This is a genomic window from Oryzomicrobium sp., from assembly GCF_036820405.1.
Lineage (GTDB): Bacteria > Pseudomonadota > Gammaproteobacteria > Burkholderiales > Rhodocyclaceae > Oryzomicrobium.
The window spans coordinates 1-22,200 of sequence record NZ_DAISLS010000009.1 but is presented as its reverse complement, the minus strand read 5'-3'; the positions used below and the strand labels follow the sequence as shown (position 1 = coordinate 22,200).

The 22,200-nt window shown below is 68.3% G+C and carries 22 protein-coding genes and 1 tRNA gene; 10 read left to right on the top strand and 13 right to left on the bottom strand.

What is annotated here, in order from left to right; genetic code table 11:
* From V7Z98_RS09825 to ispB, 7 genes are all read right to left on the bottom strand, one after another.
* The coding region (locus tag V7Z98_RS09825) for a hypothetical protein (RefSeq protein ID WP_334157824.1) at positions 1–387 on the bottom strand (387 nt) is incomplete at its 3' end.
* A gap of 472 nt (positions 388–859) precedes the next feature.
* On the bottom strand, positions 860–1,432 hold the full coding sequence (ampD, locus tag V7Z98_RS09820) for a 1,6-anhydro-N-acetylmuramyl-L-alanine amidase AmpD (RefSeq protein ID WP_334157823.1): 573 nt from the start codon (positions 1,430–1,432) through the stop codon (positions 860–862).
* Positions 1,432–2,817, bottom strand: coding sequence for a sigma-54-dependent transcriptional regulator (locus tag V7Z98_RS09815; protein ID WP_334157822.1), 1,386 nt, complete (start codon positions 2,815–2,817; stop codon positions 1,432–1,434). The genes ampD and V7Z98_RS09815 overlap by 1 nt, the downstream gene beginning before the upstream one ends.
* The gene (locus V7Z98_RS09810) at positions 2,766–4,427 is read right to left on the bottom strand and encodes a sensor histidine kinase (RefSeq protein WP_293266527.1); all 1,662 of its coding nucleotides are present in this window, start codon (positions 4,425–4,427) and stop codon (positions 2,766–2,768) included. The genes V7Z98_RS09815 and V7Z98_RS09810 overlap by 52 nt, the downstream gene beginning before the upstream one ends.
* A 3-nt stretch (positions 4,428–4,430) precedes the next feature.
* Positions 4,431–4,682, bottom strand: a complete 252-nt coding sequence (locus V7Z98_RS09805; RefSeq protein ID WP_334157821.1) for a PP0621 family protein — start codon at positions 4,680–4,682, stop codon at positions 4,431–4,433.
* Between the two features lie 198 nt (positions 4,683–4,880).
* A tRNA-Pro gene (locus V7Z98_RS09800) sits at positions 4,881–4,957 on the bottom strand.
* A gap of 58 nt (positions 4,958–5,015) precedes the next feature.
* Positions 5,016–5,984, bottom strand: a complete 969-nt coding sequence (gene ispB / locus V7Z98_RS09795) for an octaprenyl diphosphate synthase (RefSeq protein WP_334157820.1) — start codon at positions 5,982–5,984, stop codon at positions 5,016–5,018.
* 196 nt (positions 5,985–6,180) lie between these two features.
* Between ispB and rplU the strand changes: the two genes are divergently transcribed.
* The 4 genes from rplU to proB all read left to right on the top strand — a co-directional run bounded on the left by rplU (position 6,181) and on the right by proB (position 9,149).
* Positions 6,181–6,492 carry a 50S ribosomal protein L21 gene (gene rplU, locus V7Z98_RS09790; protein WP_054621233.1) on the top strand — a complete coding sequence of 104 codons (312 nt, stop codon included), beginning with the start codon at positions 6,181–6,183 and terminating at the stop codon, positions 6,490–6,492.
* Between the two features lie 16 nt (positions 6,493–6,508).
* Positions 6,509–6,772, top strand: coding sequence for a 50S ribosomal protein L27 (gene rpmA, locus V7Z98_RS09785; RefSeq protein WP_293264197.1), 264 nt, complete (start codon positions 6,509–6,511; stop codon positions 6,770–6,772).
* 125 nt (positions 6,773–6,897) lie between these two features.
* Positions 6,898–8,031: an Obg family GTPase CgtA gene (cgtA, locus tag V7Z98_RS09780; RefSeq protein ID WP_334157819.1), complete on the top strand. Its 1,134-nt coding sequence runs from the start codon at positions 6,898–6,900 to the stop codon at positions 8,029–8,031.
* Positions 8,028–9,149, top strand: a complete 1,122-nt coding sequence (gene proB, locus V7Z98_RS09775; RefSeq protein WP_334157818.1) for a glutamate 5-kinase — start codon at positions 8,028–8,030, stop codon at positions 9,147–9,149. The genes cgtA and proB overlap by 4 nt, the downstream gene beginning before the upstream one ends.
* 25 nt (positions 9,150–9,174) lie before the next feature.
* Here the strand turns inward: proB and V7Z98_RS09770 are convergent, their stop codons facing one another.
* The 4 genes from V7Z98_RS09770 to gdhA form a co-directional block, all read right to left on the bottom strand.
* Positions 9,175–10,296: an acyltransferase family protein gene (locus V7Z98_RS09770; protein ID WP_334157817.1), complete on the bottom strand. Its 1,122-nt coding sequence runs from the start codon at positions 10,294–10,296 to the stop codon at positions 9,175–9,177.
* 194 nt (positions 10,297–10,490) lie between these two features.
* Positions 10,491–11,003 (bottom strand): disulfide bond formation protein B, encoded by a 513-nt coding sequence (locus V7Z98_RS09765; protein ID WP_334157816.1) that lies wholly within the window; start codon positions 11,001–11,003, stop codon positions 10,491–10,493.
* Positions 11,004–11,091: 88 nt separating this feature from the next.
* Positions 11,092–12,267: a DesA family fatty acid desaturase gene (locus V7Z98_RS09760; protein ID WP_293264537.1), complete on the bottom strand. Its 1,176-nt coding sequence runs from the start codon at positions 12,265–12,267 to the stop codon at positions 11,092–11,094.
* 155 nt (positions 12,268–12,422) lie between these two features.
* Complete coding sequence (gene gdhA / locus V7Z98_RS09755; protein ID WP_334157815.1) at positions 12,423–13,763, bottom strand: NADP-specific glutamate dehydrogenase; 1,341 nt, start codon at positions 13,761–13,763, stop codon at positions 12,423–12,425.
* A gap of 271 nt (positions 13,764–14,034) precedes the next feature.
* On the opposite strand from gdhA, the gene V7Z98_RS09750 reads away from it, so the two are divergent.
* From V7Z98_RS09750 to V7Z98_RS09730, 5 genes are all read left to right on the top strand, one after another.
* Positions 14,035–16,248 carry a putative bifunctional diguanylate cyclase/phosphodiesterase gene (locus V7Z98_RS09750; RefSeq protein WP_334157814.1) on the top strand — a complete coding sequence of 738 codons (2,214 nt, stop codon included), beginning with the start codon at positions 14,035–14,037 and terminating at the stop codon, positions 16,246–16,248.
* Positions 16,249–16,429: 181 nt separating this feature from the next.
* Positions 16,430–17,128, top strand: coding sequence for a winged helix-turn-helix domain-containing protein (locus V7Z98_RS09745; protein ID WP_293264208.1), 699 nt, complete (start codon positions 16,430–16,432; stop codon positions 17,126–17,128).
* A gap of 64 nt (positions 17,129–17,192) precedes the next feature.
* The gene (locus V7Z98_RS09740) at positions 17,193–18,629 is read left to right on the top strand and encodes an ATP-binding protein (protein ID WP_293264209.1); all 1,437 of its coding nucleotides are present in this window, start codon (positions 17,193–17,195) and stop codon (positions 18,627–18,629) included.
* Positions 18,630–18,760: 131 nt separating this feature from the next.
* Positions 18,761–18,949 (top strand): hypothetical protein, encoded by a 189-nt coding sequence (locus tag V7Z98_RS09735; protein ID WP_334157813.1) that lies wholly within the window; start codon positions 18,761–18,763, stop codon positions 18,947–18,949.
* A gap of 120 nt (positions 18,950–19,069) precedes the next feature.
* Entirely contained in the window at positions 19,070–19,222 is a 153-nt protein-coding gene (locus V7Z98_RS09730; protein WP_334157812.1) for a hypothetical protein, read from the top strand.
* A 619-nt stretch (positions 19,223–19,841) separates the two neighbouring features.
* Here V7Z98_RS09730 and V7Z98_RS09725 read toward each other — a convergent pair.
* Positions 19,842–20,774: a DMT family transporter gene (locus V7Z98_RS09725; RefSeq protein WP_334157811.1), complete on the bottom strand. Its 933-nt coding sequence runs from the start codon at positions 20,772–20,774 to the stop codon at positions 19,842–19,844.
* Positions 20,775–21,054: 280 nt separating this feature from the next.
* Between V7Z98_RS09725 and V7Z98_RS09720 the strand changes: the two genes are divergently transcribed.
* Positions 21,055–21,534: an Lrp/AsnC family transcriptional regulator gene (locus tag V7Z98_RS09720; RefSeq protein WP_293264217.1), complete on the top strand. Its 480-nt coding sequence runs from the start codon at positions 21,055–21,057 to the stop codon at positions 21,532–21,534.
* 92 nt (positions 21,535–21,626) lie between these two features.
* Here the strand turns inward: V7Z98_RS09720 and V7Z98_RS09715 are convergent.
* A partial coding sequence (locus V7Z98_RS09715; protein WP_334157810.1) for a mechanosensitive ion channel family protein occupies positions 21,627–22,200 on the bottom strand: 574 nt, incomplete at its 5' end.

Here is a 22,200-nt window from a genome sequence, read left to right as displayed (position 1 = left end):
CTTGGGCGCAGCCGCCTTGGCAGCGGGCTTTGCCGCAGCCTTGGCCGGAGCCTTCACCGCGGCAGCCTTGGGCGCAGCCGCCTTGGCAGCGGGCTTTGCCGCAGCCTTGGCCGGAGCCTTCGCAGCAACAGCCTTGGGAGCTGCCGCCTTGGCAGCAGGCTTAGCCGGCGCCTTGGCAACGACCTTCTTGGCGGCCGGTTTGGCAGCAGCCTTTTTCTCCACCTTCTTCTCGGCCTTCTTTTCCGACTTCTTCTCGGCCTTCTTCTCCGCCTTGGCGTCAGCCTTCACCTCCGCCTTCTTGGCAGCGGCCTTCGGCGCGGCGGCTTTCTTGGCCGCCGGCTTCTTGACCTTCTCTTCCTCGCTCTTCGCTTTCTTCGTGGTTGCCATGATCACCTCCGTAGCTAGGGTGTGAGGGGTAGCCCCTCAGCATTGCCGGACGGGCAGTCCGGAGTGGTCCGCGGCTCGCCCTGCGAGCTCCGCCGGATGGATAATGCCGGGCCAGGAACAACGGAACGACAACAACAAAAACGCCCCGGCGCGCAATGCGCGGCGGGGCGTTTGGCCAGGCGATGAATGGGGGTGGAGAAGGTTGCCGGTGCGATTTTCGCTGCCCGTCGCTGCGGGCCGGAGCGCCATCGGTTGCGCTGCGTAGGGGAGACGCCGCCAGACGAACCGTTGTGCAGGGTTCGGCGGAAAGCCGCGTCGTTGCTGGCTTTGAGGTCGATGGAAGGCATTGACGCTCAAGCGTTCAACCCCCGTTTATGCCGATGGCTTGCCACTAGATGTAGTAGAAATTAGGTGGTAATCAACTAATTCTAGGGGTGTCTGCCAGCATCTGCAAGCCATTGTTTGAGCAAGTTTAAGTCCAGGGGAATAGCAGCGCAGGATGGGCGGCCGCCACCCGCGACCATGCGAAGAACGGCCCCGGATCTGTCTTTCGCTCGGGAGCGATGTGGCAATGGCCGGCCACCTCGCGCACCGGGTAGTGGCCGGCGATGGCGTCGAGCAGGCCATCGAGGGCGGCGTACTGGACGGCTTCGAACGGCATCGTGTCGCAACCTTCGAGTTCGATGCCGATGGAAAAGTCGTTGCACCGCTCCCGGCCGCCCCAGCGCGAGACGCCAGCATGCCAGGCCCGGTCGTCGCAGGAGACGAACTGGATGAGCTGGCCGTCGCGGCGGATGAGGAAGTGGCTGGAGACGCGCAACTGGTGGATGCCGGCGAAATAGGGATGGGCGTCCGGGTCCAGGGTATTGGTGAACAACCGCAGGATGTCGTCACCGCCGAACTGGTCGGGGGGCAGGCTGATGGCATGGATCACCACCAGGCTGGGCGCTTCGCCGTCGGGGCGGGCGTCGTGGTTGGGCGAGGCCACCCGGCGGACGCCGGCCAGCCAGCCCGCATCCCAGGCGGACGAAGGTGAAGCGCCCATCATTCGATCCCCAGCCGTTCCAGGCGGTAGCGCAGGGAACGGAAAGTAATGCCCAGCACCCGGGCCGCGGCGGTGCGGTTGTTGTGGGTCTGTTCCAGGGCTTCGAGAATGGCCTGGCGCTCGATCCGGTTGAGGTAGTCGTCCAGGCTCTCCTCGCAGCGGCCCATGATGGCCTCCGCCCCGCTCCCCTCGCTGTCGCGGGGTTCCAGTTGCAGGTCGACCTCGCCGATGGCGTCACCCTCGCACAGGGCGTGGGCCCGCTCCAGGATGTTTTCCAGCTCACGCACGTTGCCAGGGAAGGAGTAGGCCCGCAGGGCGGCCTGAGCGCCGTCGTCCAGCCGCGGCATCGCCGCCCCCGCCCCGGCGGTTTCCACCAGGCGGGCCAGCACCGTCTCAACCAAGGCCGGAATGTCCTCGCGCCGTTCGCGCAACGGCGGCAGGCGCAGCTCGATGACATTGAGGCGGTAATAGAGATCCTGGCGGAAGGTGCCGGCCTCGACGCAGGCCCGCAGGTCCCGGTGGGTGGCGCTGATGATGCGCACGTCCACCGCCTCTTCCTGGGTGGCGCCGACCTTGCGCACGCGTTTTTCCTGGATCGCCCGCAGCAGCTTGACCTGCATCGCCAGGGGCAGGTCGGCCACCTCGTCGAGGAACAGGGTGCCGCCGTGGGCGGCCTGGAAAAAGCCGTCCCGCTCGCTGTCGGCACCGGTGAAGGCACCCTTGCGGTAACCGAAGAATTCGCTCTCCATCAGGTTCTCGGGGATGGCGCCGCAGTTCACTGCGACGAAAGCGCCGGCGGCCCGCGGCCCCTGGCCGTGGATGAGGCGCGCCGCCCGTTCCTTGCCGGTGCCCGATTCGCCGGAGATGTAGACCGGGGCCAGGTTGCGCGCCAGCTTGGCGATGGTGTCCTTGACCTGCTGCATCACCGGCGAGCTACCCACCAGGCCGCCGCTGGCCGGCGCTCCGGCCTTCTCGCCGGGAACGTCGAGAGCCGATTTGACCAGGGTGCGCAACTGGTCGAGGGCCACCGGCTTGGCCAGGTAGTCGAAGGCACCGGCCTTGAGGGCCGCCACGGCGTTCTCGGTGCTGCCGTAGGCGGTGATCACCGCCACCGGAGTCTGGCTGTGCTGCTCGGCCACGTGGCGGACCACGTCGAGGCCCTCGCCATCGGACAGGCGCATGTCGGTCAGGCACAGCTGGTAGGCGTGGCGGGCGAGCAGGTCCCGGGCCTCGCCGACGGTCCCCGCGCAATCGCAGAGCAGGCCCATGCGCGCCAAGGTCAGGTCGAGCAGTTCCCGGATGTCGGGCTCGTCGTCGACGACGAGGACCCGGGCTACGCCATCCCAGGCGCGCCGTTCGATGCCGGCATGGGGGTGAGGGGGCACGCAGAACTCCTTGCGACGATGCGGAAATGGGCACCCGGGTTGTTTTCCAGCAGATCGAGCCGGGCGCCGTTGGCCTCGCACAGCTCCCGGGCGATGTACAGGCCGAGGCCGGTGCCCTGGTGCTGGGTGGTGAAGAACGGCTCGAACACCTGGGTGCGCTGGGTGTCGTCGATGCCCGGGCCGTCGTCGATGACGTGCAATTCTATCTGCCCTTCCACATCGGTCGAAAACACCAGCACGCTGCCGGAACGGCGCCGGCAGTGGCGCAGGGCGTTGCGCAGCAGGTTGGCGAGGACCTGGTAGAGGTGGGAGCGGTCGAATACCAGCGCGATGCCAGCCGGCACGTCGCACTGGATCACGGGCTCGCCGTTCGCGACGTCCGGTGCGTCAGCCCCTTCCACCGACGGCGCCAGTTCGTCGACCAGGGCGGCAACGAAGGCATGGAGGTCAACGGCTTCGGGGCTGGCCCGGTCGCGTCGCCCCAGTTGCAACACGTCGGAGACGATGCGGTCGATGCGTGCCGTGTTGTCGAGGATGATGCGGATCAGACGGTCCTGCAGGGCTTCGCGCCGCTCCTCGTGGAGCAGCTCGCCAGCATGGGAGATTGCCGCCAGGGGATTGCGCACCTCGTGGGCGATGGAGCCGGTGAGGCGCCCCAGGGCGGCCAGCTTGAGCTGCTGGGCCTGGGCCTGGAGCGCCGACAGGTCTTCGAGAAAGACCAGGGCCTCGGCGCTGGTGCTGTCGGTGCCGACGAAACGGCAGCGCAGCGCCGCCACCCCGACGGGCCGGCGCACATCGAGCAGTTCCGGCCCGCCCAGGCGCCAGGCGGTCAACGCCTGAGCCACCTCGGGGGCCGTGCCGGCGAGGGCGCCGGCAAAGCCCGACGGCAGACCGAGCAGGGCCGCGGCCCGGGGGTTGTACTGGATCACTTCGTTGGCGCCGCTGACCAGCAGCACGCCGTCCTGCATCTCTTCGATGATGCGCTGGCTGATGCGCGCCTGGTTCTGCAAGGCGACGCCGCGCCGCCGAGCCAGTTCCTCGTTGGCCACCACCCGGCGCGCCACCAGGCGGGCGGAGATGGCCGAGGTGAAGCAGCCCGCCGACAGCAGCCCGGCCTGGAAGAAGCCGACCGTGTCGAACTCGCTGTAGGCACCGTGCAGGAATTCGCCGAAGAGCAGGGACAGCGTCGCCAGGGCCGCGTAGAAGAGTACCCAGCGCGCTTCCCCCACCAGGCCGGCGGCGGCCAGGCTGACCAGCAGCATCGCCCCCAGGCCGGTGCGCATGCCGCCGCCCAGGTACATCAGGGCAGTCATAACCAGGATGTCCACCATCACCTGGAGGCTCAACTGCAAGGTGAAGCGCCGGCGGATGCGGGTGCCCAGCAGCACCGCGGCCAGGGTCTCACCGGCGTAGGCGACGCTCACCCACCAGATCGCCGAGGACGAATGGGAATAGGCCGAGACCCAGGCGTAGAGAAGGAGGAAGCCGGCGATCAGCAGCCGGTAGAGGTTGAAGTAGCGGTACGAGATCCAGTAGGACTCGGGCAGCGGCTCGCCATGACTTTCATCGGCGACGGGCCCACCGGGCAGGGGTGCGAAGGGGGCCGCCACGGCTTAGCCCTTCCCCTCCGGACGCACCGCTTGCCGGCGGTGCGCCTCGCTGCAGAAGAACTGACCGGGGGCTTCGCCCGGCACGGCCTCGCTCTCAGGCACGAACACACCGCAGTGGGCGCAGGCCACCATGCGCTCCGGCGGCGGCGGCAGGTTCTGCTCGCGGCCACCGTCGCGCCGGCGCGGGCGCGCTGAACGGAAGAAAATCGTCCAGACCAGGTACAGCGTGAGGAGAAGGAGGAGGAATTTAGCCACAAACGCTCCCGCGCAGCCCGAATGGGCCGGAATTGCCGTCGGCCGCCACGATAGCAGAAAGTATCGGCCGCCACGTTATGGCGGCGCCAGCTCACCCGCGGCCCGGCAGCACCTGGGCGGCGGGCCGGTCGCCCGGCAACGGCCTGCGGCGGCACAAAATGAAAAAAGCCGGAGACGAATCTCCGGCTTTTCTCGAATTGGTCGGGGAAAGAGGATTCGAACCTCCGGCCCCTGCGTCCCGAACGCAGTGCTCTACCAGGCTGAGCTATTCCCCGTACAGCGGCGCGGGTGAAACTCGGGAAGGAGCCTCACCGCAAATCTTGCGGTTTTGACTCAATAAGACCGCGCAACTGCGAAGGACGACAATTCTAACAGCGAATCCTTGTAAGTGGAAGGGGGCAACGCAGCAATCGCTGCTTCTGCCTTGGCCACTTCCACTTTGGCCTGGGCCCGGGTGTGCTCCAGGGCGCCGGTGGCGCGGATGGCGGCGAGCACGGCGGGGAAATCGTCCCGGCCGCCTTCCTCGATGGCATGGCGCACCGCCGCCGCCTGCTCGGTGGTGCCGTGCTGCATGGCATAGATGAGCGGCAGGGTCGGCTTGCCTTCGGCCAGGTCGTCGCCCAGGTGCTTGCCGGTCTCGGCTTCCTCGCCGGAATAGTCGAGCACGTCGTCGATCAGCTGAAAGGCGGTACCCACGTGCATGCCGTAGGCGGCGAGGCCGGCCTCGATCTCGGGAGACGCGCCGCCCAGGATGGCGCCGAGCTGGGTCGCCGCCTCGAACAGCTTGGCCGTCTTGTAGTGGATGACCTGCAGGTAGCGCGCTTCGTCCACGTCGGCGTCGTGGCAGTTCATCAGCTGTAGTACCTCGCCCTCGGCGATGATGTTGGTGGCGCTGGATAGCACCTCCATCACCCGCATGTTGCCCACCGTGACCATCATCTGGAAGGCTCGGGAATAGAGGAAGTCGCCTACCAACACGCTGGCGGCGTTGCCGAACAGGGCGTTGGCGGTATCGCGGCCGCGGCGCAGGGAGGATTCGTCCACCACGTCGTCGTGCAGCAGGGTGGCGGTATGGATGAATTCGACCACCGCCGCCAGCTCGTGGTGGCGGGTGCCCTGGTAGCCCAGGGCGCCGGCGGACAGGAGGACCAGCGCCGGACGCAGGCGCTTGCCGCCGCTATTGACGATGTACTCGGCCACCTGGCGCACCAGCACCACGTCGGAATGCAGTTGCTGGCGAATGACGGCGTCCACCGCCTTCATGTCCGGCGCGATGAGCGCGTAAAGCTGGTCGAGATTCACGATTGTTCTTCGAAGGAGCGGGCAAAGACGCCGAAACCGCGGGATAGTAGGCGGCCCGCCGCGCCAGCGTCAAGCACGCGGCCGGGAAAACGGCGGAAGCCTTTGACGCAGCTTGAAAAATACGTATAATCGCGGGTTCTTCGTCTGACCCCCGGCGCTCTTCATGGCGATTCGGGATTTTTGTTTGGAGTCCAACATGTACGCGGTCGTAAAAACCGGTGGCAAGCAGTATCGCGTGTCCGCCGGCGAAAAACTTAAAGTAGAACAGATACCTGCAGACGTTGGCGCCCAGATCACCCTCGACCAGGTCCTCATGGTAGGCGAAGGCGAGTCGGTGAAGATCGGCGCCCCGCTGGTTGCCGGGGCCAAGGTCACCGCCACCGTGGTTTCCCACGGTCGCCACGACAAGGTCAAGATTTTCAAGATGCGCCGCCGCAAGCACTACCAGAAGCACCAGGGCCATCGCCAGAATTACACCGAGCTCAAGATCGAAGCGATCTCGGCTTAATTAAGGAGCTACCAACATGGCACACAAAAAGGCAGGCGGTTCTTCCCGCAACGGCCGCGACTCAGAAGCTAAACGACTGGGCGTAAAGCGCTACGGCGGCCAAGTGGTTCTCGCTGGCAACATCCTGGTGCGTCAGCGTGGCACCCAGTTCCACGCCGGCGAAGGCGTGGGCGTGGGCAAGGACCACACCCTGTTCGCCCTGGTCGACGGCAAGGTGCAGTTCTCCGTCAAGGGTGAAAAGCAGCGCCGTTTCGTGAGCATCGTTCCCGCCCAGCAGTAAGCGGCAACCGCTCTGAAGAAGCCCTATCCTTGCGGTAGGGCTTTTTCGTTTCTACCTTTCCGCCCCCCAGCGTTCCACCGCTTCCCGCCGCCCCACCGGGGCCGCCGCGCACCGAGACCGACCTCATGAAATTCATCGACGAAGCCAAAATCGAAGTCATCGCCGGCAAGGGCGGCGACGGGTCCGCCTCGTTCCGCCGCGAGAAATTCATCCCCTTCGGCGGCCCGGATGGCGGCGACGGCGGCCGGGGCGGCAGCATCTACGCCGTGGCCGACCGCAACATCAATACCCTGGTCGATTACCGCTACACCCGCAAGTTCAAGGCCAACAACGGCGAACGGGGCCGCGGCTCCGACTGCTACGGCAAGGGTGCCGACGACCTGATCCTGCGCGTGCCGGTGGGCACGGTGATCTCCGACCTGAATACCGGCGAGATCGTCGCCGACCTGGCCAGCGACGGCCAGAAGGCGCGCATCGCCCGGGGGGGCCGCGGCGGCCTGGGCAACCTGCACTTCAAGTCCAGCACCAACCGGGCGCCGCGCCAGTTCACCCGGGGCGAACCCGGCGAAGAGCGGGAACTCAAGATGGAGCTGCGCGTTCTCGCCGACGTGGGCCTGCTCGGCCTGCCCAACGCCGGCAAGAGCACCTTCATTCGTTCGGTTTCCGCCGCCAAGCCCAAGGTGGCCGACTACCCCTTCACCACCCTGCACCCCAACCTGGGGGTGGTGCGCACCGACGAGAACCGCAGCTTCGTCATCGCCGACGTGCCGGGCCTGATCGAAGGCGCCGCCGACGGCGCCGGCCTGGGCCACCGCTTCCTCAAGCACTTGCAGCGCACCCGCATCCTGCTGCACCTGGTGGACCTGGCGCCCCTGGACCCGGAAGCCGATCCGGTGCACGACGCCGTAGCCATCGTCGCCGAGCTGGACAAGTACGACCGGCGCCTGGCGGACAAGCCCCGCTGGCTGGTGCTCAACAAGCTGGACCTGATCCCCGAGGAGGAGCAGGACCAGCGCGTCGCCGACTTCCTCGCCGCCTTCAAGGCCGCCACAGGCCAGGACGAGCTGGGCCCGGTGTTCCGCATCTCCGCCATCAGCGGCGACGGCACCCGTCCCCTGGTCTATGCCATCCAGGACACCCTGGACGCCATGGGCCCGGCCCTGGTCGAAGCCTGGGAAGAGAAGGACGACGATTACGGCGACACCCTGCCCGGCCCGATCGAGGAGCTGCCGCTGGACGACGAGGAGGATGCGGAATGAGCTCCGCCACCCGCCTCGCCGACGCCACCCGCCTGGTGGCCAAGGTCGGCTCTGCCCTGGTCACCGCCAACGGCCAGGGGCTGGACGAAGCCGCCATCGGCGAATGGGCGCGGCAGATCGCCGCCCTGGTGGCCAACGGCCGCCAGGTGGTGCTGGTCTCCTCCGGCGCCATCGCCTGCGGCATGCAGCGCCTGGGCTGGAGCAAGCGCCCCAGCACCGTTCCCGAACTCCAGGCCGCCGCCGCCGTGGGCCAGATGGGCCTGGCCCAGATCTACGAAAGCGCCTTTGCCAACCACGGTCTGAAGACCGCCCAGGTGCTGCTCACCCATGAAGACCTGGCCGACCGCACCCGCTACCTGAACGCCCGCTCCACCCTGACCACCCTGCTCTCCCTGGGGGTGGTGCCGATCATCAACGAGAACGACACGGTGGTCACCGCCGAGATCAAGTTCGGCGACAACGACACCCTGGGCGCCCTGGTGGCCAACCTGGTGGAAGCCGACGCCCTGGTCATCCTCACCGACCAGATCGGCCTGTTCACCGCCGATCCGCGCAAGGACCCCAACGCCACCCTGATCCGCGAGGCCAGCGCCGGCGACCCGGCCCTGGAAGCCATGGCCGGCGGCGCCGGCACGGCGGTGGGCACCGGCGGCATGATCACCAAGGTGCTGGCCGCCAAGCGCGCCGCCCGTAGCGGCGCCGCCACGGTGATCGCCAGCGGCCGGGAAAAGGACGTGCTCGCCCGCCTCGCCGCCGGCGAATCCATCGGCACCTTGCTGGTGGCCCAGCAGGCGCCCCTGGCGGCACGCAAGCAATGGCTGGCCGACCACCTGCAACTGGCCGGCCGTCTGCGCCTGGATGCCGGCGCCGTCAGCGCCCTGGCCGAAGGCAAGAGCCTGCTGCCGGTGGGCGTGATCGAGGTCGAAGGCGAATTCGAACGGGGCGCCGCCGTGGCCTGCATCGGCCCGGACGGCCGGGAAGTAGCCCGGGGCCTGGTCAACTACGGCTCCAGCGACGCCCGGCGCATCGCCCGGCGCGGCAGCCACGAGATCGCCGACCTGCTCGGCTACGTGGACGCCCCGGAACTGATCCACCGGGACAACCTGGTCACCCTCTGACCCCGGCCACTGCCGCACACCCGGATCAGGCGCCCGCCGCCGCAGTCCGGCCTGGACCGCACCGCCCGATCCGGCGCCCCAGGGCGGCGGCGGGCAGTTCCACCCAGCGGTAGAACAGCCGAGCCAACGCCAGGCTGAGGCCAAAGGCCAGGCCCAGGGCGAGGACCGCCAGCTCCGGCGAATCCCATTCGAGCCTGGCCCACAGGGCGCCGACAAACACCAGCACCGGAAAGTGCACCAGGAAGAGGCTGAAGGAAATCCGCCCCACCCCCAGCACGGCCTTGTGCCGCGGCCAACTGGCGCCCCAGCCGCGCCACTCCCCGTGCCACAGCAGCGCCCCCACCAGCAGGGCACTGAGCAACCGCCAGCGCCACTCGAACCCCATGGCGGCCACCAGCAACAGGGCATAGAGCCAGAAGGACCACGGCGAGCGGGCGCGATGAACCGCGTGGTGGATGACGATGCCCATGAAGAAATAGGGGAAGAAGTACAGCCACCAGCTATCCCAGTCGGGATTCAGGTTGAAGTGGAACAGGGAGAAGGCCGCCAGGGGCCAGCCGAGCAGCAGGGGCACGTTGAGACGCCCCCGGCCGGGGCCGTCCCGCAGCCACAGCCCGGCCGCATAGACCAGGGCCAGCTGGAAATTGACGCAGATGAACCAGAACCCCGCCGACAGGTGCTCGTAGCCGAGGATGGCCTGGAGGAAAAAGAGGTGGGCCAGCACCTGGGGCACGGTCACGGGGGCCCCGGTCAATTCCTCCGGCAGCCAATCCCGGCCGTACAGGTAGGCCAGCCCCACCAACCCCATGGCCGCCAGATAAGGCAGGCCCAGGCGGCAGTAGCGCCGCACCACATAGCGCCCCAGGACGGGCAGGCGCCAGTCCCGCCCGCTCATGCTCAAGGCCATCACGTAGCCGCCGACCACGAAGAACACCTGGGTGGCCCGGCCGTGATCCGCCAGCCAATCGAGCAGATTGCCCATCACCGGCGCCGCCCAGTCCCTGAGCGGCGGGTAGAGCGCGAAGTGGTGCCAGGCAATGACCACGGCCGCCACGGCCCGCAGGGCGATGACGAAATAGCGGGTATCGACGGCCGACCGGGGCGGCGAGGCGTCGGCACGGGGAAGAGCGGCGGGGGGAGCAACCATGGACGTACAACCTGGCCGGTAAAACGAATGGGGCGAACTGGCCGGCGATTCCGGCAGCGATTGGCATGGCTGGCACCACTGGCATGGCCTGGATGCCGATGGTCTACCCCGGTAAAAACGACGAAGCCTTCGCAATGGAAGGCTTCGTTGGTGGATCGCGCGCCCGGCAAGGCGCCGCGTTCAGCCCGTGCGGATCAGCTCCGCCCCAGGCTGCGGCGCGCCACCGCCGCCAGGACACCCACGTAGCCGGCAAAGGCCACCAGGGACCAGTGGGCCATGGACAGGCCGAGGAACACCCACTCCTTGCTGCTGCAAAAGCCGGTGGCGAGGAACAGGCGGGGCCAGCGTTCGCCCAGCCACTCCACGGTCTGCTCCATCAAGTTGGGGGGGCCGAAGCCGCATTCCAGGGCCGGGTCGGCCATCCATTGCAGCCAGCCCTGGTAGCCCGCCGCGGCGATGCCGCCCAGGGCCGCCATCAGGGCGATCAACAAGCCCCAAGGGCGCAGGGGCCGCCCGGCGGCGGCAATCAGGGCGCCACAGCCGATGGCCAGGTAGAGCACCCGCTGGAAGATGCACAAAGGGCACGGGTTGAGGCGCAAGGCCTCGCCAAGGACCACGCCGACGCCCACCAGGGCGAAGGCGCCGAAGCCGAGCACCAGGCAGGCAGTCCGGTCCGAGATGCGGCCGCAGAGCGACGACAAAGACATGGGGGCTCCCAGGAAAGAAACGGGCGGCGCCAGCCCCAGCCGGGTCCGGCGCCGCCCGCAGTGTATGCCAGGTGGCGTGTTGGGCGCGTTACACCGCGTAACGGCGCAGGCGCAGGGCGATCTCTTCGAGCTGGCGGATGCCCGAGGCCTCGGCCCGCTGGCACCAATCCTGGAGCTGCTTGACCAGCTGGTCGGAGGAGGCGCTGGTGCGCTCCCACACCTGGGCCAGTTCGTCGCGCATGGCGTGCAGGGTAGCCAGGGCGCGGCTTTCCCGCAGCAGGGTTTCCAGGGCAGCGCGGCGCTCGGCGCACAGTTTGGCCGGATCGACGTTGAGCAGGCCGGCCAGGCCGGCGAAGCGCTTGGCTTCCTGCTTGCCCAGGCGCTGCCTGAGGGCTTTCAGCTCCTCGCCGTAGGTGCGGCGCAGGGATGCAGCGTAGCGCGACAGCAGGTCGTAGCGGTGGGTGATCACCGCCTGGAGGCTGTCCAGGTCGAGCACCGGCTTGGGCGCCACGAAGCGGGGCCTGGGGATGACTTTCTTGATGGTGGCCAGCTTGCAGGCGGACAGCACCCGCAGGTACAGCCAGCCCAGGTCGAACTCGTACCACTTGGTGGAGAACCGGGCCGAGGTGGCGAAGGAATGGTGGTTGTTGTGCAGCTCTTCGCCGCCCACCAGGATGCCCCAGGGAATCAGGTTGGTGGAGGCGTCGGCGCAGTCGAAGTTGCGATAGCCCCAGTAGTGGCCCACGCCGTTGATCACCCCCGCCGCCCAGAAGGGAATCCACACCATCTGCACCGCCCAGATGGTCAGGCCGATCGGGCCGAACAACACCAGGTTGAGCACCAGCAGGATCGACACGCCCAGGGCCGAATGGCGCGAATAGAGGTGGCGCTCGATCCAGTCGTCCGGAGTGCCGTGGCCGTAGCGGCGCAGGGTTTCCTCGTTCTTGGCCTCGGCCCGGTACAGCTCGGCGCCTTCGAAGAACACCTTCTTCAGACCCTTGGCCTGGGGACTATGGGGGTCCTCGGCGGTTTCGCACTTGGCGTGGTGCTTGCGGTGGATGGCCGCCCATTCCTTGGTGACCATGCCGGTGGTGAACCACAGCCAGAAACGGAAGAAATGGGAGACAAGGGGATGCAGGTCCAGTGCCCGGTGGGCCTGGTGGCGATGCAGGAAGATGGTCACCGCGGCGATGGTGACGTGGGTGAGTCCCAGGGTAACCAGCACGTAGCCCCACCAGGGAAGGTCAATCAGACCGGCGTACATCGACAACACCTTCTCGCCCGAAGGCGAAGTAACGAACAAGCCCCTGATTCTACGTGAAAACCCCGCCGCCAACCGTCCCTTGCGGAACGGTCATGACGGCGGGGCAAGGCCTTGCGGCGCAGGGCGCGGCAGCGCCCCTCAACGGGGCCGGCGCGTTACACGATGCCCTGGGCGAGCATGGCGTCGGCCACCTTGACGAAGCCGGCCACGTTGGCGCCACGCACGTAGTCGCTGCTACCGTCGGTCCCGCAACCCTTGCCGTATTCCAGGCAGGATTCGTGGATGGCTCGCATGATCTCGCGCAGACGGCGGTCCACCTCGTCCCGGGTCCAGGACAGGCGCTGGGCGTTCTGGCTCATCTCCAGGCCGGAAACGGCCACCCCGCCGGCGTTGGACGCCTTGCCCGGGGCGTAGAGGATGCCGGCGCCGAGGAAGGCGTGGACCGCCTCCAGGGTGGACGGCATGTTGGCGCCCTCGGCCACGGCAGTGCAGCCGTTGGCCAGCAGGCGCTTGGCATCGTCGCCGTCCAGTTCGTTCTGGGTGGCACAGGGCAGGGCCACGTCGCAGGGCACGCCCCAGGGACGCTGCCCTTCCAGGTACTGGAGGCCGAAACGGCGAGCATATTCCTCGACGCGGCCGCGCTCCACTTCCTTGAGGTGGTGCAGGGCCTGCCACTTCTCGGTAGTCATGCCCTCCGGGTCCACCACGGTGCCGCCGGAGTCGGACACGGTGAGCACCTTGGCGCCCTGCTCCATGGCCTTCTGGGCGGCGTACTGGGCCACGTTGCCCGAGCCGGAAATGGCCACCCGCTTGCCTTCCAGGGTTTCGCCCTGGGTCGCCAGCATCTCTTCGAGGAAGTACACCGTGCCGTAGCCGGTGGCCTCGGGACGGATCAGACTGCCGCCATAAACCCGGCCCTTGCCGGTGAACACCGAGGTGAACTCGCCGGCCAGCTTCTTGTACATGCCGAACATGTAGCCCACTTCCCGGGCGCCCACGCCGATGTCGCCGGCCGGCACGTCGATGTCGGCGCCGATGTACTTGTGCAGCTCGGCCATGAAGGCCTGGCAGAAGCGCATCACCTCGCCGTCGCTCTTGCCCTTGGGATCGAAGTCGGCGCCGCCCTTGCCGCCGCCCATGGGCAGGGTGGTCAGGGAGTTCTTGAAGACCTGCTCGAAGCCGAGGAACTTGAGGATCGACAGGTTCACCGAGGGATGGAAGCGGATGCCGCCCTTGTAGGGGCCGATGGCCGACGACATCTGCACACGGAAGCCGCGGTTCACCTGGACCCGGCCGGCGTCGTCCACCCAGGGCACGCGGAAGGTGATCACCCGCTCCGGCTCCACCAGGCGCTCCAGCAGGCCCTGGTCGCGGTAGCGGGGATTGCCTTCGAGGAACGGCCACAGGCTTTCCATCACCTCCTTCACCGCCTGATGGAACTCGGGCTGGTGCGGATCGCGCTGCCGCACCGCGGCGAGGAAGGAATCGAGGCTCATCATGGAACTCCAGGAAAAATAAGGGAAAGGCGTTGACGGAAGCCGGCGTGGCGACGGCCACGGGCATCCCTTCCGCGCGGGAAAACGCACCATTTTAGTGCATTCCGTCCCTTTCCCCCAGGTGTGACAAAGTGCCCATCCGCACGCCGCCGGTTCCTCGCCCCCCTTCTTCTTCCCCGGCGGTTTGTTACACTGCACTCTTATATCTAATAGCGGGCGCCCCCAACGCCTTGCAGCACAACGATAAAAACCACCCGTACCGGGAGGAGACGTGACACCACCGCCGACGCTGCACCCCGGCGGCCAGACGGAACCCTTGCTGGCGGCCCTGCGCCGGGCCGGGGAACTGTCCTGCCGCGCCGTCGACCTGGCCGACCTGGCCCGCACCACCTGTGAAACCCTGCTCCAGGGCGGCCTCACCCTGGTCGCCCTGGCACGTCTCGCCCCGACCCTGCCCGAGCCGGTGCTGGTGGCCTGCCGCGACGCCCACGCCGCCGCCGTCGCCGGGCGAGGCCCCGCCGACAGCTGGTCCGACTGCGGCCGCCTGGCCAGCGAGCGCTCCTGGCAGCGCCAATGGCCGTGCAACTGGCGCGGCCGCACCCACGGCCTGCTGCTGATCGGCGGCGACGAGGCCGACAGCGCCGAACTGCCGCCCCGGGTAGTGGACGCCCTGGACACCCTGGCCGCCACCCTGGGCTCCGTCCTCGCCCTGCACTACTGCGAGGAAGAGTCGATCCGCCTGCGCCACGCCCTGGACCGGGGCGACCGCGCCACCGGCAAGGGCGAGACCACCGCCGAGGAGCAGTTGCGCCTCAAGACCCGGGCCCTGGAATCGAGCCTGAACGGGGTGATGATCACCTCCGCCGTGCTGCTCGACCACCCCATCACCTACGTCAACCCGGCCTTCGAACGCATCACCGGCTACCGGGCCGACGAGGTGATCGGCAAGGCCGGCCGCTTCCTGGTGCGCGACGACCTCAACCAGCGCGGCCTCAACGAAATCCGCGCCGCCCTGCGCGACAAGCGCGAGGGCCACGCTATCGTGCGCAACTACCGGCGCGACGGCAGCCTGTTCTGGAACGAGCTGCACATCGCCCCGGTGCGCGACGAATCGGGGACCCACACCACCCATTTCGTCTCGATCATCACCGACGTCACCGAGCGGGTACGCTACCAGGAACAGCTCGAATACCAGGCCCACCACGACGTGCTCACCGGCCTGGCCAACCGGGCCCTGCTGGCCGACCGCATCAGCCAGGCCATCGCCCAGGCCCGCCGCGACAAGAGCCAGGTGGCGGTGCTGCTGCTCGACCTGGACCGTTTCAAGCTAGTCAACGACGGTCTGGGCCACGGCCCCGCCGACGAACTGCTCAAGACCGTGGCCACCCGGCTGATGGCCTGTGTGCGCGACACCGACACGGTGGCCCGCCTGGGGGGCGACGAATTCGTCATCGTGGTGCGCGACATCCGCCACCCGGAAGATGCCGCCGGGGTGGCCGACAAGGTGCTCAAGTCCCTGGCCCTGCCGTTCACCATCGCCGACAAGGAAGTGTTCATCGGCGCCTCCATCGGCATCTCCCTCTACCCCCGGGACGGGGACCACGACGAGATCCTGATGCGCAATGCCGACGTGGCCATGTACCGGGTCAAGGAGCACGGCCGCAACAGCTACCGCTTCTTCCTGCCGGAAATGGGCGGCATGGCCCTGGGCAAGCTGGACATGGAAGGCAACCTGCGCCGCGCCCTGGAGAACGGCGAGCTGGTGCCCTACTACCAGCCCAAGGTGAACATCGCCACCGGCCGCATCGTCGGCGCCGAGGCCCTGGTGCGCTGGCGCCACCCCAAGATCGGCGTGGTCAGCCCCAACGAGTTCATCCCCCTGGCCGAGGAAACCGGCCTGATCCTGCCCCTCGGCGAACAGATGCTGGCCCAGGTGTGCCGCCAAATCCGCTGCTGGGACGATGCCGGACTGCCGCGCATCCCGGTGGCGGTGAACATCTCCGCCCGCCAGTTCCGCCAGGACGACCTGGCCCAGCGCATCCGCCACGCCATCGAGGAATCCGGCCTGGACCCGGCCCGCCTCGAACTGGAACTGACCGAGAGCATGGTGATGCACGACGCCGACGGCGCCATCGGCACCCTGCGCGAACTGCGCCTGATGGGCCTGCAACTGTCCCTCGACGACTTCGGCACCGGCTACTCCAACCTCACCTACCTGAAGCGCTTCCCGATCAACACCCTGAAGATCGACCGCTCCTTCGTCTCCGACCTGACCACCAACCCGGACGACGCGGCCATCGCCGCCGCCGTGGTGGCCATGGCCCACCAGCTGGGCCTGACCGTGGTGGCCGAGGGGGTGGAGACCGCCGAGCAGCTCCAGCTGCTCGCCGCCAACGGCTGCGACCAGTACCAGGGCTTCCTCTTCTCGCGGCCCGTGCCCGCCGAGGATTTCGAGCAGCTGCTGCGCCGCGGCCAGAACGGCTGACCCGCGAAACCCCGCGCCCCTGGCCGATCTTGGCGATATGCCCGCCAAGATCGGCCAGGGGCGTGCCTTTTCCGCACAGCGATTCCGGATGCGGCCATGGGCGCGGACTTCCGGGTCATCCACCGCAGCCGGCCCGGCTCGCGTTACACTTCCCGGCATCGCAACTATTCCCGCCCACGCCATGGCACAGCGCATCCTGCTGGTGGAAGACGACGAACGTCTCGCCTCCCTCATCGCCGAATACCTGACCAAGAACGGCTTCGACGTGGCCATCGAGCCCCGCGGCGACACGGCCGCCGAGCGCATTCCCAGGGAAGCCCCGGACCTGGTGGTGCTCGACCTGATGCTGCCCGGCCTGGACGGCTTCGAGGTGTGCAAGCAGGTGCGCAGCAAGTTCGACGGCATCCTGCTCATGCTCACCGCCCGGGACGAGGACATGGACCAGATCCTCGGCCTGGAGCTGGGCGCCGACGACTACATCACCAAGCCGGTGCAGCCCCGGGTGCTACTCGCCCGCATCCGCGCCCTGCTGCGCCGCGCCCCGGCGGCGGGCGGCGAGGCCGGCGACGGCAGCGACGAGGTGATCGACATCGCCGACTTCCACATCAGCCAGGCCACCCGCACCGCCCACCTGGCCGGCGAGCCCCTGGACCTGACCACCGCCGAGTTCGACCTGCTCTGGTTGCTGGCCAAGAACGCCGGCTCGGTGCTGTCCCGGGACGACCTGCTGCAAGCCCTGCGCGGCATCGGTTTCGACGGCCTGGACCGCTCCATCGACGCCCGCATCTCGCGGCTGCGGCGCAAGCTCGGCGACGACCCGGACAATCCGGAGCGGATCAAGACGGTGCGCGGCAAGGGCTACCTGTTCAGCAAGGCCTGACCCGGCCCGCCAGCCACGGCGCCCCCTGGGGCGCCGTTTTCGCGTTTTCACCCGCCCAGTTCCCATGACCGCCGCCTCCGCCCCCAAGCCGGCCAAGCCCCGCATCCGCAGCCGCCTGCCCATGCTGCCCCGGGGCCGCTATTCCCTATCGCGCCTGTTCTTCAACTTCTACCTGTTCGTGATGGGGTCCTTCGTCCTCATCGCCTTCTTCGCCGACATCGTCATCAACACCGCCCTCCAGGGCATCACCGACGACTATGCCCGGCGCTTCATGCGCGGCACCATCCTGCTCATCGAAGAAGAGCTGAACCGGCACCCGGCCGAGGAATGGCCCGTCACCCTGAAGCGCCTCGACGATAAATTCTCCTACCGCCTCGCCCTGATCAAGCGCACCCAGTTGCGCCTGCCCGAATCCCAGCTCGACCGGCTCGACAGCGGCGACATCGCCATCGACAACATCCAGGACGTGATGTACCACCGCCTCACCCGCCACCCGGACCTGGTGCTGGAGGTGGGGCCCCTGTCGCCGGACCGCAACCCGGAGGCCAAGCGCGCCATCCCCCTGGAACTGCGCATCCGGCTGCTCACCTGGAGCATCATCGGCGTCGGCTTCGGCGTGGTCGCCTGGCTGTGGCTGCGGCCCATCTGGCGAGACCTGGAATCGATCCGCGAAACCGCCAAGTCCCTGGCCGAAGGCGAGTTCGCCGCCCGGGCGCCGCTGCCGCGCACCCGCACCTTCGCCCTGCTCGCCCGCACCCTCAACGGCATGGCCGAACGCATCCAGCGCCTGCTGGCGACGCAGAAAGAAATGTCCTCGGCCATCTCCCACGAACTGCGCACCCCCATCGCCCGGCTGCGCTTCGCCCTCGACATGCTCGGCGAGACCGAGGAGCGGACCGAGCGTGAACGGCTGTGGGCCGGCATGGAAGCGGACCTGGACGAGCTGGACACCCTGATCGACTCCAGCCTCACCTACGCTCGCCTGGAACGGGAGCAGCCCGCCCCGGTGCTGGAACCCGTGGCCCTGCGCCCCTGGCTCGAAGACCAGCTCGCCGCCCTGCGCCCCCTGGCCGGCCCCCTGCAACTGGAACTGGACGCCCCCCTGCTCGACGCCCGCCAGCGGGTGGCCTTCGACCGCAAGGTGATGCCCTTCGCCCTCTCCAACCTACTGCGCAACGGCATCAAGTACGCCCGCCAGCGCATCGTCGTTCGCCCCGAGCTGGACACGGTCAACGGCTGGGTGCGGCTGCACGTGGACGACGACGGTATCGGCATCCCGGTGGACGAGCGGGAGCACATCTTCACCGCCTTCACCCGCCTCGACCGTTCCCGGGACCGGGCCACCGGCGGCTACGGCCTAGGCCTGGCCATCGCCCGCCAGGTGATGGAAGCCCACGGCGGCAGCGCCAGCGCCGACGAATCCCCGGAAGGTGGCGCCCGCCTCACCCTGGCCTGGCCCGGCCTGTCCTGCCTGACCGACACGTCCCAATGCCAGGGCTGAACGGTCACATTACAAATCGTCACAACTCCTCACCCGCCGTCACCCCGGCGGCAACGAATGCCCATAGATGCGGGCGCCACCCCGGGCCTAGACTGGCCCCTGGTATCCCCCTGCCTGCACCGGAGTACGCCATGACCCATCCCGCCCGCCGCACCCTCCGCGCCGAATCCTTCCTGGCCCGGCTCAACCGGGCCCTGGGCGACTACCTTGGCCGCCTGATATTCCCCGCTCCCACCCCTGACCTGCGCCTCCAGCCGGTGCGCGCCGCGCAGCCGCAAAAACGCAACCGCCGGGTCTTCGCCACCCACGGCGAGTGGTAAGTGGCCGGCCGCCCCGCCGCCCGCCGAGCCGATCCTCCCGCGAGCGATTCCCCCCCCGAGACGCCGCCGGCCGCCGATACGCAGGCCGGCGACGCACCTAAATGCCGTTGCACCCACCCGATGCGCCTGCCGCGCCCCGAACTGCTCGGCATCGCCCTCGGCCTCTTGGCCTGGGAATGGCTCGACACCGGCGAGAACGAAGCGCTCCAGGTCGCCGTCATCGGCGTGGTCATCGCCCTGGCGGTAATGGTCTACCGCAAATGGAAGGAATGAGGCCGCCGCCTCCCCTTGCCGCATCGCCCCAGGCCCGCTCCGGCGGGCTTTTTTGCGCCCCAGGATTCCGTGCGGCCCCGTGCCCGCTCACACTTGGTTACAACCATGGCATGGGGTGTTACGCGAGCCCCACCCAATCGCCACAGACCCCTTGCCCGGACAAGGGGATACTGCAACGGTGCGTTTCACGCATGCAGACTCCCCCTGAGGCCCGCTCCCCGCGGGCATTCGAAGCCCGCATCCCCCTGCGGGCTTTTTTTTCGCCGGGAATTTTGCTCCCTGGAAACAGACTCCGCACGGGAGCGGAAACGCCTCAACACCCCGGACGAAAATCGGCCCGAAGCCGCCCTCCCGGCCACCCATGCCATCGATTTACCTCCGGTTACAACCCGGGCATCGGGCGTTACGCGAGCCCCACCCAATCGCCACAGATATTCCCCGGCCAAACGCCGATACTGCGATTGTGCGTTACACGCATGCAGACTCCCCCTGAGGCCCGCTCCCCGCGGGCATTTCGAGGCCCGCACCCCCCTGCGGGCCTTTTTTTATGTCCACGCTCCGTAAGGCCCACGCGCCGGGGGAAGGGGGCGCCATCTCAGCCCGCAATCCCAGCCTGGCCTCAGGCGCGGCGCCGTTCCCAAGGCAGAAGGATGAAGCCGAACAGGGGCACGCCGCCCTCCCCGCCCCGGGCCAGGGCGACGCCGGGCAGGATCAGCGCCAGCCCGGCCAGGTGGAAGCTGTGGGGCGCTTCCCCCAGCAGCGGCCAGGCCAGCAGCGCCGCATAGACCGGCACCAGATACATCGAGGAGCTGGCCCCACCGGCGCCGGCCAGGGCGATCAGCCGGTCGTAGAGGAAATAGGCCCCCAGGCTCGGCACCAGGGCGAGAAAGCCCAGGGCGGTGTAAACCGCCGGGTCGCCGAAATCGGGCCGGCGGCCTGCCAGGGACTCACCCAGAGCGAAGGGCGACAAGGCCAGGACGCCACCCAGCATCAGGGCCAGCAGGCGCACGTCGCCGGGCAGGGGCGGCAGGGGACGGCGCCGCGACAGAAGGGTGTACAAGGCCCAGCCAGCCGCCGCCAGCACCACCCACAGGTCTCCGCTGCCGAATGCCAGACCCACCAGAGCATGGGCCTCGCCCCGGGTCAGGATCACCACCACCCCGGCCAGGGCCATGGCCAGCCCGGCCAGCACCCGGGGCCGCAAGGGCGCTTTCCACAGCAGGGTATCGAGCAGGATCACCAGCACCGGCGAGGCGGCGAAGATCAGGGCCACGTTGGTGGCCGTGGTCGTCCGGGCGCCGAGGTACTGGGGCGCCACCGCCAGGCCCATGCCCAGGGCGCTCAGCAGGGCCAAGCGCGGCGCGGCCTGGCCCAGGGGCCCCCGCAGCGCCCAGAGGCGCCTCCCGGACCAGGGCAGGAGCAGCAGCACCGCCAGCATCCAGCGTCCCCAGGCCAGGAACAGGGGCGGAATGTCGGCCTGCTGGGCCCAGCGCGCCGCCACCATGTTGGCGGCAAAGAGGGCCGGTGCGGCCAGCAGTAGAAGAGGCCGCATGGCCCCGGACGGGGCCGGTAGGACGGCCGGCAACACCGGCGCGAGCGGCGAAGGCGGACTGACCAGAGAAGCGGAACTGGAGGGCGTCGGAGCGGCAAGCATGGCGGCGATTTCTGGACACAGGGTGTCTATGGGAGCGGGGATGACGCAAAAAGTGTAGGCCGCCGCCCCGGGAATAGGCTTCCAAACACTCTTCCAATACGCACTGTTACGAGAATTTTCACCTATCCATGCCACCATCCGCAGATAAAAATTCTTTTACCCGAGAAATCAAAAGAACATGACCCCCATCCCCACCGACGCCCGCCTGGACGAATACGACCGCAAGATCCTGCGCGAGCTGCGCCGCGACGGGCGCATCAGCAACCAGAAGCTGGCCGAGCGCATCGGCCTGTCCCCCACCCCCTGCTGGAACCGGGTGCGGGCCCTGGAAAAAGCCGGGGTAATCACCGACTACGTGGCCATCCTCGACCAGCGCGCCCTGGGCTTGCCGGACACGGTGATCATCGAGGTCACCCTGGACCATCACGACGACAACATGCTGGAGCGCTTCGGCCAGGCCCTGGCGGCCCTGCCGGAAGTGATGGAAGCCTTTCTCGTCACCGGCGAGTACGACTACCTGATCAAGGTGGCGGTGGCCGGTACCGAGGGCTACGAGCGCTTCCTGCGCACCAAGCTGTACAAGCTGCCGGGCGTGCGCCACAGCCGTTCCACCTTCGCCCTGCGCTGCATGAAGCGCTCCCACTCGGTCGAGCCCTGACCCCTGCGCCGTAAACGGCAACGCCCCGCACAAGGCGGGGCGTTCGTTGCGCGCGGGGCGCAGGCCGGATCGGGGCGACTCAGTTGGACGACTCAGCTGCCGCCGGCCTGAGCAACGGCCCGGGCCACCTCCGGCCCGGGAGGAAGGCCGCCCTCCCCCAGCACCCGCACTTCGCGCTGCGGGAAGGGGATTTCCACCTTCATTTCGTTGAAGCGGCGCAGGATCGCCAGGTTCACCGCCGAGCGGACGCTGCCGGTGCCGTTTTCCGGGTCGCCGATCCAGAAGCCCACCTCCAGGTTGATGCCCGAATCGGCGAAGGCCACCAGGTAGGGGAACGGCGCCGGGTCCTTGAGCACCCGGGGCACCGAGGCGGCGGCGTCCACCAGGGCGGCCATGGCCGCCTCCACGTCGGTGCCGTAGGCCACCTGGATGGCGTTCTTGAGGAAGACCCGGGAATCGGTGTAGGTCTGGTTCTGCACGATGGTGGTCATCAGCATCTCGTTGGGCACGATGAACTCGGTGCCGGCCAGGGAACGCAATACCGTGTAGCGGGTGGTGATCTGGGTCACCACCCCGCTGGTGTTGGCGTCCAGGGCGATGACGTTGCCCAGGCGGATCGAGCGGTCCATGAGGATGACGAAGCCCGACAGGTAGTTGCTGGCGATG

What these genes read in the sequence shown, in the direction of transcription:
- ampD (WP_334157823.1), bottom strand. Translation starts at nt 1,432, where the DNA reads ATGGGCGCTTCACCTTCGTCCGCCTGGGATGCGGGCTGGCTGGCCGGC.
- rplU (WP_054621233.1), top strand. Translation starts at nt 6,181, where the DNA reads ATGTACGCGGTCGTAAAAACCGGTGGCAAGCAGTATCGCGTGTCCGCC.
- rpmA (WP_293264197.1), top strand. Translation starts at nt 6,509, where the DNA reads ATGGCACACAAAAAGGCAGGCGGTTCTTCCCGCAACGGCCGCGACTCA.
- cgtA (WP_334157819.1), top strand. Translation starts at nt 6,898, where the DNA reads ATGAAATTCATCGACGAAGCCAAAATCGAAGTCATCGCCGGCAAGGGC.
- proB (WP_334157818.1), top strand. Translation starts at nt 8,028, where the DNA reads ATGAGCTCCGCCACCCGCCTCGCCGACGCCACCCGCCTGGTGGCCAAG.
- V7Z98_RS09770 (WP_334157817.1), bottom strand. Translation starts at nt 10,296, where the DNA reads ATGGTTGCTCCCCCCGCCGCTCTTCCCCGTGCCGACGCCTCGCCGCCC.
- V7Z98_RS09765 (WP_334157816.1), bottom strand. Translation starts at nt 11,003, where the DNA reads ATGTCTTTGTCGTCGCTCTGCGGCCGCATCTCGGACCGGACTGCCTGC.
- V7Z98_RS09760 (WP_293264537.1), bottom strand. Translation starts at nt 12,267, where the DNA reads ATGTACGCCGGTCTGATTGACCTTCCCTGGTGGGGCTACGTGCTGGTT.
- gdhA (WP_334157815.1), bottom strand. Translation starts at nt 13,763, where the DNA reads ATGAGCCTCGATTCCTTCCTCGCCGCGGTGCGGCAGCGCGATCCGCAC.
- V7Z98_RS09745 (WP_293264208.1), top strand. Translation starts at nt 16,430, where the DNA reads ATGGCACAGCGCATCCTGCTGGTGGAAGACGACGAACGTCTCGCCTCC.
- V7Z98_RS09740 (WP_293264209.1), top strand. Translation starts at nt 17,193, where the DNA reads ATGACCGCCGCCTCCGCCCCCAAGCCGGCCAAGCCCCGCATCCGCAGC.
- V7Z98_RS09735 (WP_334157813.1), top strand. Translation starts at nt 18,761, where the DNA reads ATGACCCATCCCGCCCGCCGCACCCTCCGCGCCGAATCCTTCCTGGCC.
- V7Z98_RS09730 (WP_334157812.1), top strand. Translation starts at nt 19,070, where the DNA reads ATGCGCCTGCCGCGCCCCGAACTGCTCGGCATCGCCCTCGGCCTCTTG.
- V7Z98_RS09725 (WP_334157811.1), bottom strand. Translation starts at nt 20,774, where the DNA reads ATGCGGCCTCTTCTACTGCTGGCCGCACCGGCCCTCTTTGCCGCCAAC.
- V7Z98_RS09720 (WP_293264217.1), top strand. Translation starts at nt 21,055, where the DNA reads ATGACCCCCATCCCCACCGACGCCCGCCTGGACGAATACGACCGCAAG.